Below are 15,063 nucleotides of genomic sequence, written 5' to 3'. Positions count from 1 at the left end.
GTTGTTCGCACATAAGAGGATATAGAGCAGAAAAACCAGAATTAATTTTCGACTAAAGTTTTGATATCGATCACAAAACGGTATTTCACATCACTCTTTAACATGCGTTCAAAAGCTTCATTGATATTGCGCATTTCAATCATTTCCACATCAGCAACAATATTATGCTCCCCACAGAAATCTAGTAACTCCTGAGTTTCCTTAATTCCGCCAATTACAGAACCGGCAATTGATCTTCTTCCCATGATCAGTGGAACTGAATTTGCACGAATCTCTCCCAGATATCCCACCAGAACGATGGTCCCATCTAAAGTTAATGTTGGAATATATGACTCCAAGTCATGGTTGTAAGGTACCGTATCTATAATTAAATCAAACTGATTCGCGACAGAATTCATTTGAGCTTCATCTGTGGATAGCACTACCTGATGGGCACCTAATTTTTTTGCATCCTGCTCTTTATTTACTGAACGGGTAAATAAGGTCACATCTGCGCCCAATGCATTGGCCAGCTTAATTGCCATATGTCCCAAACCACCTAAGCCCACAACCGCCACTTTACTGCCCTTGCCAATATTCCAGTGGCGTAAAGGTGACCAGGTGGTAATGCCTGCACACAGGAGTGGAGGCACAGCTTTAGTATCCAGATTTTCGGGTACTTTCAATATGAAATCTTCACTACAAATAATTATTTGTGAGTAACCGCCATAAGTGGGCTGCTGGTCATAACGATCCAGGCTGCCATAGGTCTGAATATTTCCCTGTTCACAATACTGTTCTAATCCTGAATGACAGGCTGAACAGGTACGACATGAATCGACCATACAGCCAATTCCTACCAGATCACCCTCTTTATATTTTTTAGCTCCAGAACCCGTCGATATGATGCGTCCTACTATTTCATGACCTGGAACTATGGGATAAAAACTAAATCCCCAGTCATTTCTAACCTGATGTAAATCAGAATGACAGACACCACAATATTCAATTTTGATCACCACATCATCTTCACGTGGCGTTCGACGTTCAAACTTAAAAGGTACTAAAGGACTTTGTGATGAATGTGCGGCATATCCCAATACTTCGGTGTTCATATTTTTTTCTCGTATATCGCGGTCAGGATAAAATCTGGTAAATAAATATTTTTCCTGAAGTATTAATTTTGAACAGTCGCTAAAATTTCAATAAAAAATCAAGGACTGGTATTATTAAAATAGTATAAAAATCAAAAAGTGTATGTCTGATCTGATGGCTTTAAAATATAGACTGAATTTTCATTAAAAATGATCAATCAGTCCGTTTATCTTAAGCCTGAAAATAACATCTCAGCCAGTCTTTATAAAATAAATCATTAAAATACTATAATAATTTTATATTTTAAAAATTAGTCAAGAGTTTGCTCTCCCCCACCATTTACAAACAATGTTTGCCCAGAAACCCAGGAAGACATTGGAGAAGCAAAAAATAATACTGCGTTTGCAATATCTTCAGCTTCACCCAGTCGTTGTAAAGGAGTATGAGCTAACATTTTTTTTTCAATTTCCGGCGTAAGTACTTTTGCTAATGCAGCAGTACGTACTGCTCCTGGCCCAACGGCATTAATTCTGACGATAGGCCCAAAATCATGGGCCAAGTTAGCGCCCATATGATTAAGGGCAGCTTTTGAAGAGGCATAGCCACTCATAGCTGGGCTTTTATTAATGGAACTCATGGAGGTAATATTGACGATTGAGCCATATCCGGCTTCATTCATATAAGGAACAACCAGTTGGCAAAGTCGCCAGGCTGCAAATACATTTAATTTGAAGTCTCTGATAAAGTCGTCAACTGTAATTTTTGAAGGTGATTCCCGGCCACCACCTCCACCGCCCGCATTATTTACTAATATATGGATAGCTCCAAAAGTATTTCGGGTGGTTTCTACGGCGTTTACGAGATCATCATCTTCCAGAATATTACAGGCTACACACTGGACTTCACCTCCTGTTTTTTCATGGATTTCTTGAGCAGCCTGTTTAGCCTTCTCCTGATTTAAATCCGCAATCATGACTTTAGCTCCCGCCTGAGCAAGAGTAAGAGCACAGGCATGGCCAATCCCTGCCGCACCTCCCGTAACCAAAGCCACTTTTCCTGTTAAATCTATTAGAGAGTTTTGCATGAGATACCTCGTATTAATACATTGTCATATAACTTTATGAGGTTAAGATTTTTCCCTATCATAAATTTTCAGCACTCTAAAAGTAATATATTTACTTTAGAATTTATTTTTAATTGTAATAGTAGGTGTAATTGTAATTCTTACTTATAAATATCAATTTTATTCATAAAAATAATATCAATTTAATACACGACTATTATTTATTTTTAAGATTAGTATTCTTTAGGATTCTTCTATTTTAAAATATTCCATCTTATTAAAATAATTAGTATAACTTTCATTTAAATATCAAAGAAAATTGTTATGGAAAATGTATTTTATTCAGTCTGGTTTCAATAAAGTTTTTCATTTTTGCACTTTTTATTATCTATGCAACGCATTAGAGATAAGCTACAGAGGATTACCCATAAGAAGTCGATCATGATTTGCCTGAAGTTGTACGGGCAATGGATCGACATCAAATAAAACGTATCTCCTCTCATAATATTTATATATCTTTATTTAATGTAATTAAGTTATTAGACCAATGATAATCTGGATGAATAATTGATAAATCTCGAATACATTCTGTTATGAAATGTTGAATACAATCTTATTTTTTCCAAAAGCCACTAATATATTTTGTTCTCATATGGCTAAAATCATTGGAATTGGAAAAGATATGAATCATTATCCTGAAAGCCCAGCTTCAAGTGAAAAACAAGACCATCAACCGGGTGCACAAAATGAAATGAATCCTGCACCGGAAGTGATAAAACCGCAATATAAAGGCAGCGAAAAACTAAAAGGCAAGGTTGCCTTGATTACCGGTGGTGATAGCGGGATTGGCCGCTCTGTATCGGTCCTATTTGCCCGTGAAGGTGCTGATATCGCTATTTGTTATCTGGATGAAGATCGCGATGCGCTGGACACTAAAACAATGGTGGAAAATGAAGGGCGACGATGCCTGCTAATTAAATGTGACTTACAGGATCAAGAAGAAATCAGAAAAATGGTTGAACAGGCCCTACAGGAATTTAAAACCATTAATATTCTGGTCAATAATGCAGGGGTTCAGTATCCGCAAGAAAGTATTACCGATATTTCACCTGAACAATTATTTAAAACTTTCAACGTGAATATTCTATCCATGTTTTATCTGACTCAGGCAGTGATTCCGCATATGCAAGCCGGTGATAGCATCATCAATACAACCAGTATCACCAGTTATCATGGACATGACCAGTTAATTGACTATGCAAGTACGAAAGGTGCTATTACATCCTTCACCCGTAGTTTATCTACCAATTTGTTGAAAAATAAAACCGGGATTCGGGTTAATGGTGTCGCACCTGGCCCAATCTGGACACCGTTAATTCCAAGCAGCTTTGACGAAGAGCAACTTGAGGATTTCGGTAAACAGACCCCAATGGGTCGTATGGGGCAGCCAAGTGAAGTGGCACCAGCCTATTTATTCCTGGCCAGTGAAGAAGCCAGTTATATTTCAGGTCAGGTGATTCATGTGAATGGCGGCAGTATTATTAACGGCTAATCAAGTAAAGAAGATAATGGTTCTAGCTGACCGTTATCTTCATCTCCTTGATTTCAGGCCCATCTATTCTTAAGAAATCTTTTATAAAATAAGTCAAACGAATACTTACCTTTATAGAAACCAGCCCTTGTTATAGTAATTTCAGCCAAACCTGAGGAGGATATCAAGATGCCTAGAGGTGACAAATCAGCCTATACCGATAAGCAGAAACGGCAGGCCGAACATATTGAAGAAAGCGAAAAAGAGCGTGGACATTCTGAAGAAGAAGCCGAACGTATCGCTTGGTCGACGGTCAATAAACAAGACGGTGGCGGCAAGAAAAAGAAAACCTCTCATTAAGCAGAATTCATACTGATGATGCGATAGGATACATATAAAGACTCTTTATAATTTAATTATAGAGAGTCTTTTGCCATCAGCTTTAAGTAATGTTTTCAATACGCTGCTGAGTCCATGCTGGCCAGAGCTTTTCTAGTGTTTGCTCAAATTCTGCATTCTCAGTTCGCCACTGCGGATTTTTGTCCTTATCAATAATCAGCGCACGAACCCCTTCAATAAAGTCGCCCTGCTCTAACCAGACATCTTGCAAGTCGCGTTCTAACTGCATGCATTTTTCTAGCGACAAATTCTGTCCGGCTTGCTGTAACTTCAAGCTGGTTTGCTTGGCCATGACCGGACGCTGCTGCAAAATTGCCAGCATTTTATTGGCCCATTCCTGATCGGTTGAATTACTTGTATGAGCAAGACTCTGTTCAATCTCCTCGAGGTTTTGATAGCCAAAATGCTGATTAATATGCTCTATACTTTTTTGTAGCTCGCTTTCTACAGGATGCGTAATATAGGAACTAATAATCTTTTGAATCTCCATCGGGTTTAATACCGGCGCTGCAATCAATGCCGCTTCCAGTTCAGCAAAACGCTCACTCGGCACATGATAATCCACCAGATCCAGATACAGTGCATCACTGCTACTGATCTGCTCACCGGTCAATGCCATATAGACACCGACTTCATCCAGTCGGGACAGAAAATGGGTTGCACCGACATCAGGGAAAAAACCAATCGCGGTTTCTGGCATGGCAAAACGTGATTTTTCACTGGCGACCTTGATATGACAGGCCTCAGCCAGTCCAAAGCCGCCTCCCAGTACATAGCCATCCATCATCACGATCACGGCCTTTGGAAAATTACGCAAGGTGCTCAGCATCTTATATTCAGTGGCAAAAAAATCCTGATACCGGGTATTGCCGGCCTGATAGCTGTCATACAGATAACGGATGTCTCCTCCGGCACAGAAGGCCTTGGGACTGTTGGAATTGATCAGGATGGCTTGCACTTCTGGCTCATGGCGCCACTGATTGAGTTGCGCCTGAATGCCCTGGATCATCGGCAGGGTTAAGGCATTTAAATGGCTGGTGCGGTCCAGGCTGATGATGCCCAGACCTCCTGCGACCCGAATCGCTAAATTATTTTCATCACTCATTATTTTTGTTCCTGGTATGAATTTCTTATTGATGGGTAAATTTGGCTGGCCGTTTTTCCACAAAGGCTTGCATGCCTTCCTTTTGATCGGAACCTGCAAAAATGGAATGGAATACCCGGCGTTCAAAGCGCAGGCCTTCAGCCAGGCTCACTTCAAAGGCCCGATTAATTGATTCTTTAATCATCATCACGGCAGTAAGCGACTTTTCAGCAATTTTTTCGGCAGCTTGCAGGGTTTGTTCCAGCAATTCTTCCTTGGCAAATACCCGAGCCACCAAACCACTTTGTTCCGCTTCCTGCGCCCCCATCTGCCGTGCCGTCAGGCACATTTCCATGGCTTTGGCCTTACCAATCGCCAAGGTTAAACGCTGGGTACCGCCAATGCCCGGCAACACGCCTAAGGTGACTTCAGGCAAACCAAATTTTGCATTGTCGGCGCAGTAAATAAAGTCGCACATCAATGCCAGCTCACAACCACCACCCAAGGCATAGCCACTCACTGCGGCAATTAAAGGTTTACGGCGCTGGGCAATTCGATCGGCCAGACTGAAAAAATCATCCAGATAAATTTGTGGAAAATTCAGATCTGCCATTTCCTTAATATCGGCACCGGCAGCAAAAGCTTTTTCCGAACCGGCAATCACAATACAGCCAATTGCCGGATCTTTTTCCAGTTGATCCAGTGCCTGATTCATTTCAAAAATCAGCTGGTTATTCAGTGCATTTAATGCTTGCGGACGGTTTAAAGTAATCAGCCCGACACCATTACGTTGTTCTAATAAAATCGTTTGCCACTGCATGAAATAAGTCCTTTTAAAATTAGAGGCTGCGTGCAATCACCAGGCGCTGAATATCGCTGGTGCCTTCATAAATCTGACAAATCCGCGCATCGCGATAAATCCGCTCAATCGGAAAATCTTTCAGATAACCGTAGCCGCCAAAAATCTGCAGCGCTTTGGAACAAACCCGTTCTGCGATTTCTGAAGCAAATAGCTTGGCCATGGAGGCTTCGGTTAAACAGGCTTCACCGGCTTCTTTTTTGCGTGCTGCAAAATGCACCAGTTGCCGTGCCGCTTCAATTTCAGTCGCCATACTGGCCAGCCTGAAGGAAATTGCCTGCTGTTCAAAAATCGGTTTGCCAAAAGCCACACGATCATGCGCATATTTGGTGGCTTCTTCCAATGCGGCACGCGCCAAGCCCACCGCTTGTGCGGCAATGCCAATCCGCCCGCCTTCCAGATTGGCCAAGGCGATTTTTAAACCTTCACCTTCTGCACCAAGTCTTAAACTTTCATGAATGCGGACATCGGTTAAGGCAATCTGACAGGTATCCGAAGCATGCAGGCCGAGTTTTTCTTCGACCCGAATGACTTCATAGCCGAGTGTATCTCGCGGCACTAAAAATGCACTCATGCCTTTTTTGCCCGCAGCTGGATCAGTCACAGCAAACACAATAATCATCCCGGCATTGTGGCCTGAGGTAATGAACTGTTTGGCGCCATTCAGAATGTAATGATCGCCCTCCTTGACCGCTCGGGTTTTAATCGCGGCAGCATCCGATCCTGTATGCGGTTCGGTCAGCGCAAAGGCCCCAATCATTTCACCTTGAGCCAAAGGCTTTAAAAATTGCTGCTTTTGCTCTTCTGTGCCGAACTTGAAAATCGGCACACAACCCACCGAGTTATGTACGCTCATAATCGCGGATGTTGCACCATCGGCCGCAGCGACTTCTTCTAAGGCCAGAACATAAGCCAGTGTACCTGTACCCGAGCCGCCCCATTCCTCGGGAATCAGCATACCTAAAAAACCCAGCTCTCCCATTTGGGCCAATGCATCTTTGGGAAAGATACCTTTTTGATCCCACTCGCCGGCAAAGGGTTTAATCTGTTCCTGGGCGAAGCTTTTGGCCATATCCTGAATCAGTTGTTGCTCTTCCGTTAGTTGCATCGATGCTTCCTTCAATCTCTTTATTTAATCTTCTTATTCAATCTGTTGGCTTTGGCTGTTATGCAGTCTTGGCTTGCTGCTTGTTGATTTCCTGATTGCGCAGTAAAAAGCGTTGAATTTTACCGCTTGGGGTTTTTGGCAATTCGGTCACAAATTCAATCAAGCGCGGATAGGCATGCGCAGACAAACGCTTTTTCACAAATTGACCCAGCTCTTCTTCCAGATGGGTCGAAGCTGAAAAATTATTCGCCAGAATCACAAAGGCTTTAATCACTTCGGTACGCTCGGGATCAGGCACACCAATGACTGCTGCTTCAATCACGGCATCATGTTCTAGCAAGGCACTTTCCACATCAAATGGGCCGACCCTATAACCTGACGTTGTAATGACATCATCACTACGCCCGACAAAGCTCATACTGCCATCAGCATGAATCTCTGCGGTATCCCCAGTTAAATAATACTGTCCGACAAATGGAGATTTACGGCTTTCTTCATAACCAGAGAACCACATCATCGGCGATTGGCTGATATCCACTGCCAGGATGCCCGGGACGTCAGCTGCTAATTCATGCCCCTGTTCATCGACAACGGTAATCCGGTAACCCGGGCTGGCAAAGCCTGCCGAACCTGAACGGACCGGATGTTCCAGGGCATGATGATTACACACCACCATCCCGACTTCAGTCTGGCCATAATGGTCATAAATCGGCACATCCAGTACCTCTTTAAACCAGTGGATCACTTCCGGATTTAACGGTTCTCCCGCACTGCTGACGACACGTAACTTGCCGCGCAGTTTTGCCATTTGAGCAGGATCGGCTGCCATCATCATACGGTAAGCGGTCGGTGCGCCAGCCAGATTGGTAATGCCATATTCCTTAACAATTTCGCAGACACTTTCCGCATTAAAACCACCTTCATAAAATAAGGTCGAGTGTCCAAGCATTAAGGGACCAGTAATCGCATAATACAAACCGTAGGCCCAGCCGGGATCAGCAATATTCCAGAAAGCATCTTCAGGAGTTAGACCAATGGCATTTTGCATATAGCTTACAAAAGCAATCAGCGCTTTTAACGGGACTTTAAGAGGTTTCGCTGGTCCAGTAGTACCGGAGGTAAACATCAATAAAAAAGGATCATTAACATTCAGGATTTCCAGCTCACAAGCTTCAGCCTGACGGTTTAATACCGTCCAGAAGCTGAGGTCGTGCGGATAGCGTTCTGCCTCGGTTTCGGCATGTACCGTCACAATCGCCGGGCAGTTGCTAATTTCGGATAATTTGTCCCGATTCGCCAGATCAGTCACCACCAGCTTGCTTTGCGCCAGCTGAATGCGATGCTCGATGGCTTTGGGACCAAAGGCAGTAAATAACGGTTGATAGACTGCACCAATCCGCCAGGTCGCTAAAATGGTAATGATCAGCTCCGGCGTACGCGGTAATAATCCGGAAACACGATCACCTTTACCAATGCCTTGAGACTTAAGAAAATTGGCAAACTGGCTGGAGTATTTTTTGAGCTCGGCAAAGCTATATTTTTCTTTACGGCCATCTTTACCATGCCAGTACAAGGCAATGGCATCGGAATTGGCATGACGGTCACAGCATTCATAACAGGCATTCACTGCCTGCATTGAACCGGAGAGAAACTGGCTTGCAACCGTATTTAAATCAAAGTCTTGAACCGTTGTTTGATAATCTAACATGTTAAACCTCAGCCTGAATTTATCGTTATTAATGACAAGGTGTGTAGTTATTGAAGCGAATCCTTGCTCCATCTGAATATTTTAGGTTTTAAGCAGGTGGCATGGTGTATTGATGCATGATGCTGGAGAAGTCCAGATGGGCATCGCCTTCCTGACAGAGCTGTTGATAGAGTTTCTGTACCATGCTGCCGAGTACCACCGGCTGATCCACCTGTTGTGCTGCATCGACAGCCAGACCCAAATCCTTGAGCATCAGTTGTGCAGCAAAACCGTCGGTATAACCCCGCGATGACGGCGCATTGGCACAAATATCGGGCCATGGATTATAAATTTCAGAACTCCAGCAGCGTCCGGTGGAACTGTTGATCACGCCAGCCAGAGCCTTTGGATCAATACCCAGTTTGGCTCCTAGCGCCATTCCTTCTGCAACGGCAGTCATGGAAATGCCCAGAATCAGATTATTACAGATTTTTGCCACCTGTCCGGTTCCCACCGCACCACAGTGCACCAGATTTTTACCCATACAATCAAGAACCGGTTTGACAGCTTCGAAAGTAGCCTCATCTGCACCGACCATAAAGGTCAGGGTTCCATCTTTAGCACCTAAAGTACCGCCAGATACAGGTGCATCACAGACGCGAATCTGTTTGGCTTGCGCTGCTGCGGCAACCTCCTGAATGGTTTGCGGATCAATGGTGCTGCTGTCGATACACAAACTGCCCGATTGAAGTACCTCTAAAATACCATTTTCACCTAAATAGACTTCACGCACATGCTTGGCTGCGGGCAACATACTGACCACGATCTCCGCCTGCTTCGCGGCAGCTTGTGGACTGTCGCAGACTACACCGCCCGCTTCTGAAAAATGCTGTAAAGCCACTGCACTTAAGTCATAACCAAAAACCTGATGACCCGCCTTGAGCAGATTCTGCGCCATCGGACCACCCATGTTGCCTAAACCGATAAATGCAATCTTCATACTGATGCTCCTTAACGCAGACTGATTGTGGTATTCACACCACTATTTTCCTGATCATCTTCAAACCAGCGGCTGGTGATGGTTTTGGTCTGGGTATAGAACTGCACCGCCTGTTTGCCATAAGGACCTAGATCCCCCAGTTTTGAACCGCGTGAACCGGTAAAGCTGAAAAAAGGGACAGGGACAGGAATTGGAATGTTAATGCCCACCTGACCGATATCAATCTGGTTCTGGAAGGTACGCGCAGTATTACCATTTTGGGTAAACAGTCCAACGCCATTACCAAATGGATTGGCATTAATCAGCGCAATTGCCTGCTCTAAAGTATCGACATACATGATGGCCAGTACTGGACCAAATACTTCTTCTTTATAAATGCGCATATTGGTCGTAACCTGATTAAAAATCGTTGGCCCGACAAAATTGCCTTTTTCATAGCCTGGAACCTGTACATCACGGCCATCCAGCAGCAGTTCAGCACCTTGTTCGACACCGCTGTGAATTAAATCGATGACACGTGCTTTGGCACGGGTTGAAATCACTGGTCCAACATCGGTATTCGGTTCATGCCCGGCATTCACCTGTAAAGTTTTGGTTTTATTGACCAGTTCATCGACCCAGTGCTTGGTCTCACCGACCATCACCGCCACTGAAAGTGCCATACAACGCTGACCAGCGGCGCCAAAAGCTGCACCGACCAACGCATTTAAGGTTTGTTCTTTATTGGCATCTGGCATCACTACCACATGGTTTTTGGCGCCCATCATCGACTGCACACGTTTTCCGTGCTGGCCCGCGAGGTTATAGACATGCGTGCCGACTGCGGTCGAACCGACAAAAGAAATCGCTTTGATATCGCGATGGGTACACAATTGATCGACCACTTCTTTGCCGCCATGCACCACATTGAGCACACCCGCCGGTACACCTGCCTGAATCGCCAGTTCAACCAGCATCATGGTCGACAATGGATCCTGTTCAGAAGGCTTTAAGACAAAGGTATTGCCGCAGACAATCGCCATTGGGAACATCCAGAGTGGAATCATCGCCGGGAAGTTAAACGGCGTAATCCCTGCACAGACACCCAGTGGTTGCTGCAAGGTATAGGTATCGACACCGCGTGCCACGCCCTCAATATACTCACCCATCTGTAATGAACCGATCGAACAGGCATGTTCCACTACTTCCAGACCACGCTGGATATCACCCTCGGCATCGGCCAGGGTTTTGCCTTGTTCTGCTGTTAAGACCTGGGCAATACTTTTTAAGTTAGTACGGATCAGATCCTGCAATTTCAGCATAATCCGCATACGTGCCTGAATCGGGGTTTGGCGCCAGCTGGCAAAGGCATTTTGTGCAGCCTCAATCGCTGCATTGACTTCTTCAGCAGTGGCAAAAGGCACCTGACCCAAGACTTCCTGAGTGGCAGGATTGACAATATCTTGCCAATGGCTGGTTTTTGATTCGACAAATTCACCATTAATCAGGAGTTTTGCGGTAGTGAATCCGGTACTTTGCTGGGGATGAGAAATAGCGTTCATGATCGCTCCGTGCTGGTTTGTTATTGTCGTTGTGTGAGCCTTTAATGGCTTTTATTTAATGTATAATTTTTGCGCTGTTTTAGCAGACTAACAAAGAACACTTTGACCACCAATAGAAATTGATGCACGATGGTTGTGCAAATATGCACAGGGATTTAACAGGACGTTAAATAGAAAATGAAAGTAGATTGGGATCATTTACGCTTTTTTCTGGTTTTGGCACGTGCTAAAACGCTCACCAATGCCGCACGCTTGATCGGAGTGGAACACAGTACGGTAGCAAGGCGGATTCAGGCCCTCGAAAATACCCTAGGGACGCAACTATTCAAGCGTGAAGCGACAGGTTATGAACTGACTGCAGAAGGGCTGGCACTGGTGCCACGGGTCGAACAGATGGAACAGTCCTTTATCCAGATTGACAAGCGCCATAATCCCTTGCAGGGACGGGTTAGAATTGGTGCACCAGAAGGTTTTGGTACAGCGTTTTTAGCTCGTCTTTTGGCAGAATTTTCCCAACATTATCCTTTGCTGACCATTGACCTGATTCCGGTGCCGAAGGCGATTAAACTTTCACATCGAGAAGCCGATATTGTGATTGCGATTGACCGGCCCAAATCTGGGCCCTATATCATTACCCGGCTAACCAATTACTGCCTGAAACTGTATGGCAGTCAGTATTATTTACAGCAAAATCCGGAAATTAAAAAACTGGAAGACCTCCAGCAGCACCGTTTTGTCGATTATATTGATGATTTGGTCTATAGCACTGCACTCTATTCGCTAGAGCGTCTTCCACTGCAAGTCAGTGCCTGTTTTCGCAGTAACAGCATTCTGGCGCAGGAAACTGCCGTGCGTGCAGGCGCTGGACTGGCTATTTTGCCGAAATTTCTGGTCAATGATAAAAGTGAACTGAAAGAGGTGCTGGGTCAGCAGCTCAGTTTTACCCACACTTTCTGGATGCTGACACTGGTCGATCTGCAACATGAACCAAAAATAAAACTGGTCTGGGATTTCCTGCGCAAGCAGGCTGATCTTCAACAAGACCTGTTAATGGGCAGATGAATATTAAATACAACTGTGCTGTATATAGAGTCACCTCTTTAAGTTAAATCAACTGAATTAACAACGTATCGATACAGCAAATGAACGTATCACAACACTCCTGACCTTTGTGACTTGTTAAATTAACAGTCGATTATTCACGATGTTTAACGAGATACAGGAAAATAATATGAAAATCTTGATGGTACTGACTTCACATGACCAGCTGGGTGATACTGGCAAAAAAACCGGCTTCTGGCTGGAAGAACTGGCTGCACCCTATTACACTTTTGTTGATGCAGGCGCAGAGGTAGTTTTGGCTTCTCCTGCAGGTGGTCAGCCACCACTAGATCCAAAAAGTAATGAGCCGGATGCGCAAACCGAAACCACCAAACGCTTTGAAGCAGATGAAGTGGCTATGCAGGCTCTTGCCAATACACATAAGTTGAGTGAAGTCTTAAATCAGGATTTTGATGCTGTATTCTATCCGGGTGGTCATGGACCACTATGGGATCTGGCCAAAGACCAGAATTCCATTTCTTTAATTGAGCAAACCTTGCAGGCAGATAAACCTGTTGCGCTGGTCTGTCATGCACCAGGTGTACTGCGTGATGTGAAAGATGCCGAAGGCCGTTCGATTGTAGAAGGCAAGACAGTCACCTGTTTTAGTAATACCGAAGAAGACGGCGTGGGTTTGACAGACATTGTTCCGTTTCTAGTTGAAGACATGCTGAAAGAAAAAGGTGGGAAATATTCTAAAACTGAGGACTGGCAGGTATACGTGCAACAAGATGGTCTACTCATTACTGGACAAAACCCAGCCTCTTCTGCTGCAACGGCTGAAGCTTTATTAAAATTATTAAAGTAGAAGTTAATCTAAAATTCGTATTAACCTTTTAAGTCACTTCTTTTTGAATAAGAAAAACCCTGAATAAGGCAATATTATTCAGGGTTTAATTCCGTATATTCCCAGATTTAGTTCGCTTCAACTGCTGTTGAGGCAATATGCTGAGCCAGTAATTCTCTGAGTTTAAATTTCTGGATTTTCCCAGATGGCGTCATCGGAATATCCTCCCAGATTTCCAAACGTTCCGGAAGATACTGCATGGCCAGATTATGAGTTTTCAGGAAATCTACCAGCTCATTAAAACTTAACGGTTTTGTCTGATCTTTCAGTTTGATGATTGCACAGGCACGCTCGCCCATTCGCTCATCTGCATAAGCCACTAAAGCTACTGTTGCAATATTCGGATGTTTATATAGCAATGATTCAATTTCTGCGACCGGAATATTTTCTCCGCCACGGATAATTACATCTTTCTTACGTCCGCAAATCCGGATATAGCCCTGCTCGTCCTGATAGGCAATATCGCCAGTATCAAACCAGCCTTCGGCATCTGTATCATTTAAATGGGGCCGTTTTAGATATCCGCCAAAATTTGAACAGGTACGGATCATCAAACGACCGGATTCATTCACGGCTTTGGTCTGACCTTTTTTATCCACGATCTTGATTTCCACGCCTGGTAAAGCGATGCCATCAGTATTGAAAGAGCGCTCATCTTCATCCTCAGGTCGGGTTAGCGTCACCGCACCACATTCAGTCATACCCCAGGCTGATATGACTTTAACACCCAGAATTTCCCGGGCTTTTTGCACCAATGGACCTGGAATGGGTGCGCCGGCACACAGGAAAATTTTCAGTGAATCAACCTTGTCATGCTGTTCCGCCACGGTATTGGACAGGTCATTCAAGAATGGGGTCGAGGCCATGGTGAAATTCACCTGATGCTGATGAATCAGATCTACGGCTTTGGCTACGTCCCAGACATCCTGTAACACCACTTTGGTATTCAGCTGAATTGGCATCATCAGGCCATACATAAAACCGGTCTGGTGCGCCATAGGTGACGCCATTAACACCACATCATTTTCAGTTAAATGTAGCCGCTTCGCATAAGGCACAATATTGGAAAATAAAGTATTGGCGGTATGCATCACCCCTTTCGGTTCACCGGTCGTGCCTGAGGTAAAGATCAGTTGAGTAATGTCATCCGGGCCAGATTCCAGTCCATCCATCGCAGCAACTGCTGAAGCATCTTGTTCCAGTCCATGATTGAGCAACAGGCGATCAAAATTATTTTCGCCTTCACCATTGACCACCACTACATGCTTCAAGCTTTCCAGTTTGTTTTGCAGCTGATTGGCCAGCTGTTCATGATTAAAATTGCGGAACATTTTCGGTACAACAAAAACTTTGGATTCACCATGTTTGAGCATGAATTCCAGTTCACGTTCACGGAAGATCGGCATAAGCGGATTGAGCACGGCACCGATATGGCTACACGCCAGGTAAAGCAAGGTAAGTTCCCACCAGTTCGGTAGCTGGCAAGACACCACGTCATTTTTTGCTACACCCAGCTGTTTCAGACCCAGCGCAATGTTATTGGTCATGTCCCAAAGCTGCTGATAGCTGAAAGTCTGTTCAGTTTGATTCTCAACCTTAACGCTTACCAACGCTATTTTGTCCGGATTCTTTTCTACGGCACTGCGTAAAAAATCGAGTATTGTCTGGTTTAACCAGTGTCCCTGTTTAAGCATAGCCTCTTTTCTGGCCGGGATCAGAACCGCATCGAAATCCATTCGCTTACTCCTCATTATAATTTTAGTTCAGGC

The 15,063-nt window shown here is 44.4% G+C and carries 13 protein-coding genes; 4 read left to right on the top strand and 9 right to left on the bottom strand.

Annotated elements, in window-relative coordinates; all coding sequences use genetic code 11:
* Positions 1 to 41: 41 nt before the first annotated feature.
* Positions 42 to 1,094 carry an NAD(P)-dependent alcohol dehydrogenase gene (locus VXQ11_RS05965; RefSeq protein WP_416705645.1) on the bottom strand — a complete coding sequence of 351 codons (1,053 nt, stop codon included), beginning with the start codon at positions 1,092 to 1,094 and terminating at the stop codon, positions 42 to 44.
* A gap of 290 nt (positions 1,095 to 1,384) precedes the next feature.
* On the bottom strand, positions 1,385 to 2,158 hold the full coding sequence (locus tag VXQ11_RS05960; protein WP_064096798.1) for a glucose 1-dehydrogenase: 774 nt from the start codon (positions 2,156 to 2,158) through the stop codon (positions 1,385 to 1,387).
* 661 nt (positions 2,159 to 2,819) lie between these two features.
* Between VXQ11_RS05960 and VXQ11_RS05955 the strand changes: the two genes are divergently transcribed.
* Positions 2,820 to 3,689, top strand: a complete 870-nt coding sequence (locus VXQ11_RS05955; protein ID WP_064101564.1) for an SDR family oxidoreductase — start codon at positions 2,820 to 2,822, stop codon at positions 3,687 to 3,689.
* Positions 3,690 to 3,857: 168 nt separating this feature from the next.
* The gene (locus VXQ11_RS05950; RefSeq protein ID WP_004280276.1) at positions 3,858 to 4,028 is read left to right on the top strand and encodes a hypothetical protein; all 171 of its coding nucleotides are present in this window, start codon (positions 3,858 to 3,860) and stop codon (positions 4,026 to 4,028) included.
* 82 nt (positions 4,029 to 4,110) lie between these two features.
* On the opposite strand, the gene VXQ11_RS05945 is transcribed toward VXQ11_RS05950, so the two are convergent.
* From VXQ11_RS05945 to VXQ11_RS05920, 6 genes are all read right to left on the bottom strand, one after another.
* The gene (locus tag VXQ11_RS05945; protein ID WP_416705644.1) at positions 4,111 to 5,172 is read right to left on the bottom strand and encodes an enoyl-CoA hydratase/isomerase family protein; all 1,062 of its coding nucleotides are present in this window, start codon (positions 5,170 to 5,172) and stop codon (positions 4,111 to 4,113) included.
* Positions 5,173 to 5,197: 25 nt separating this feature from the next.
* A complete protein-coding gene (locus tag VXQ11_RS05940; RefSeq protein ID WP_064096796.1) occupies positions 5,198 to 5,971 on the bottom strand; it encodes an enoyl-CoA hydratase in 774 nt (257 codons plus the stop codon).
* Between the two features lie 19 nt (positions 5,972 to 5,990).
* Positions 5,991 to 7,118 carry an acyl-CoA dehydrogenase family protein gene (locus VXQ11_RS05935; RefSeq protein WP_416705643.1) on the bottom strand — a complete coding sequence of 376 codons (1,128 nt, stop codon included), beginning with the start codon at positions 7,116 to 7,118 and terminating at the stop codon, positions 5,991 to 5,993.
* Positions 7,119 to 7,176: 58 nt separating this feature from the next.
* Complete coding sequence (locus VXQ11_RS05930; protein WP_416705642.1) at positions 7,177 to 8,826, bottom strand: AMP-binding protein; 1,650 nt, start codon at positions 8,824 to 8,826, stop codon at positions 7,177 to 7,179.
* 88 nt (positions 8,827 to 8,914) lie between these two features.
* Complete coding sequence (gene mmsB, locus VXQ11_RS05925) at positions 8,915 to 9,805, bottom strand: 3-hydroxyisobutyrate dehydrogenase (RefSeq protein WP_144723722.1); 891 nt, start codon at positions 9,803 to 9,805, stop codon at positions 8,915 to 8,917.
* 11 nt (positions 9,806 to 9,816) lie between these two features.
* Complete coding sequence (locus VXQ11_RS05920) at positions 9,817 to 11,346, bottom strand: CoA-acylating methylmalonate-semialdehyde dehydrogenase (protein WP_416705641.1); 1,530 nt, start codon at positions 11,344 to 11,346, stop codon at positions 9,817 to 9,819.
* A 177-nt stretch (positions 11,347 to 11,523) separates the two neighbouring features.
* Between VXQ11_RS05920 and VXQ11_RS05915 the strand changes: the two genes are divergently transcribed.
* Together VXQ11_RS05915 and VXQ11_RS05910 are read left to right on the top strand one after the other, a co-directional pair.
* Positions 11,524 to 12,408 carry a LysR family transcriptional regulator gene (locus VXQ11_RS05915; RefSeq protein WP_416705640.1) on the top strand — a complete coding sequence of 295 codons (885 nt, stop codon included), beginning with the start codon at positions 11,524 to 11,526 and terminating at the stop codon, positions 12,406 to 12,408.
* Between the two features lie 169 nt (positions 12,409 to 12,577).
* The gene (locus tag VXQ11_RS05910; protein WP_416705639.1) at positions 12,578 to 13,255 is read left to right on the top strand and encodes a type 1 glutamine amidotransferase domain-containing protein; all 678 of its coding nucleotides are present in this window, start codon (positions 12,578 to 12,580) and stop codon (positions 13,253 to 13,255) included.
* A gap of 107 nt (positions 13,256 to 13,362) precedes the next feature.
* Here the strand turns inward: VXQ11_RS05910 and aliA are convergent, their stop codons facing one another.
* On the bottom strand, positions 13,363 to 15,030 hold the full coding sequence (gene aliA, locus VXQ11_RS05905) for a cyclohexanecarboxylate-CoA ligase (protein WP_416705638.1): 1,668 nt from the start codon (positions 15,028 to 15,030) through the stop codon (positions 13,363 to 13,365).
* Between the last annotated feature and the right edge of the window lie 33 nt (positions 15,031 to 15,063).

The sequence above is a fragment of the Acinetobacter sp. 197 genome, from assembly GCF_048148385.1.
In the GTDB taxonomy this organism is placed as follows: Bacteria; Pseudomonadota; Gammaproteobacteria; order Pseudomonadales; family Moraxellaceae; genus Acinetobacter; species Acinetobacter pecorum.
The sequence above is the reverse complement of the archived record's forward strand: the minus strand, read 5'-3'. Positions and strand labels throughout refer to the sequence as shown.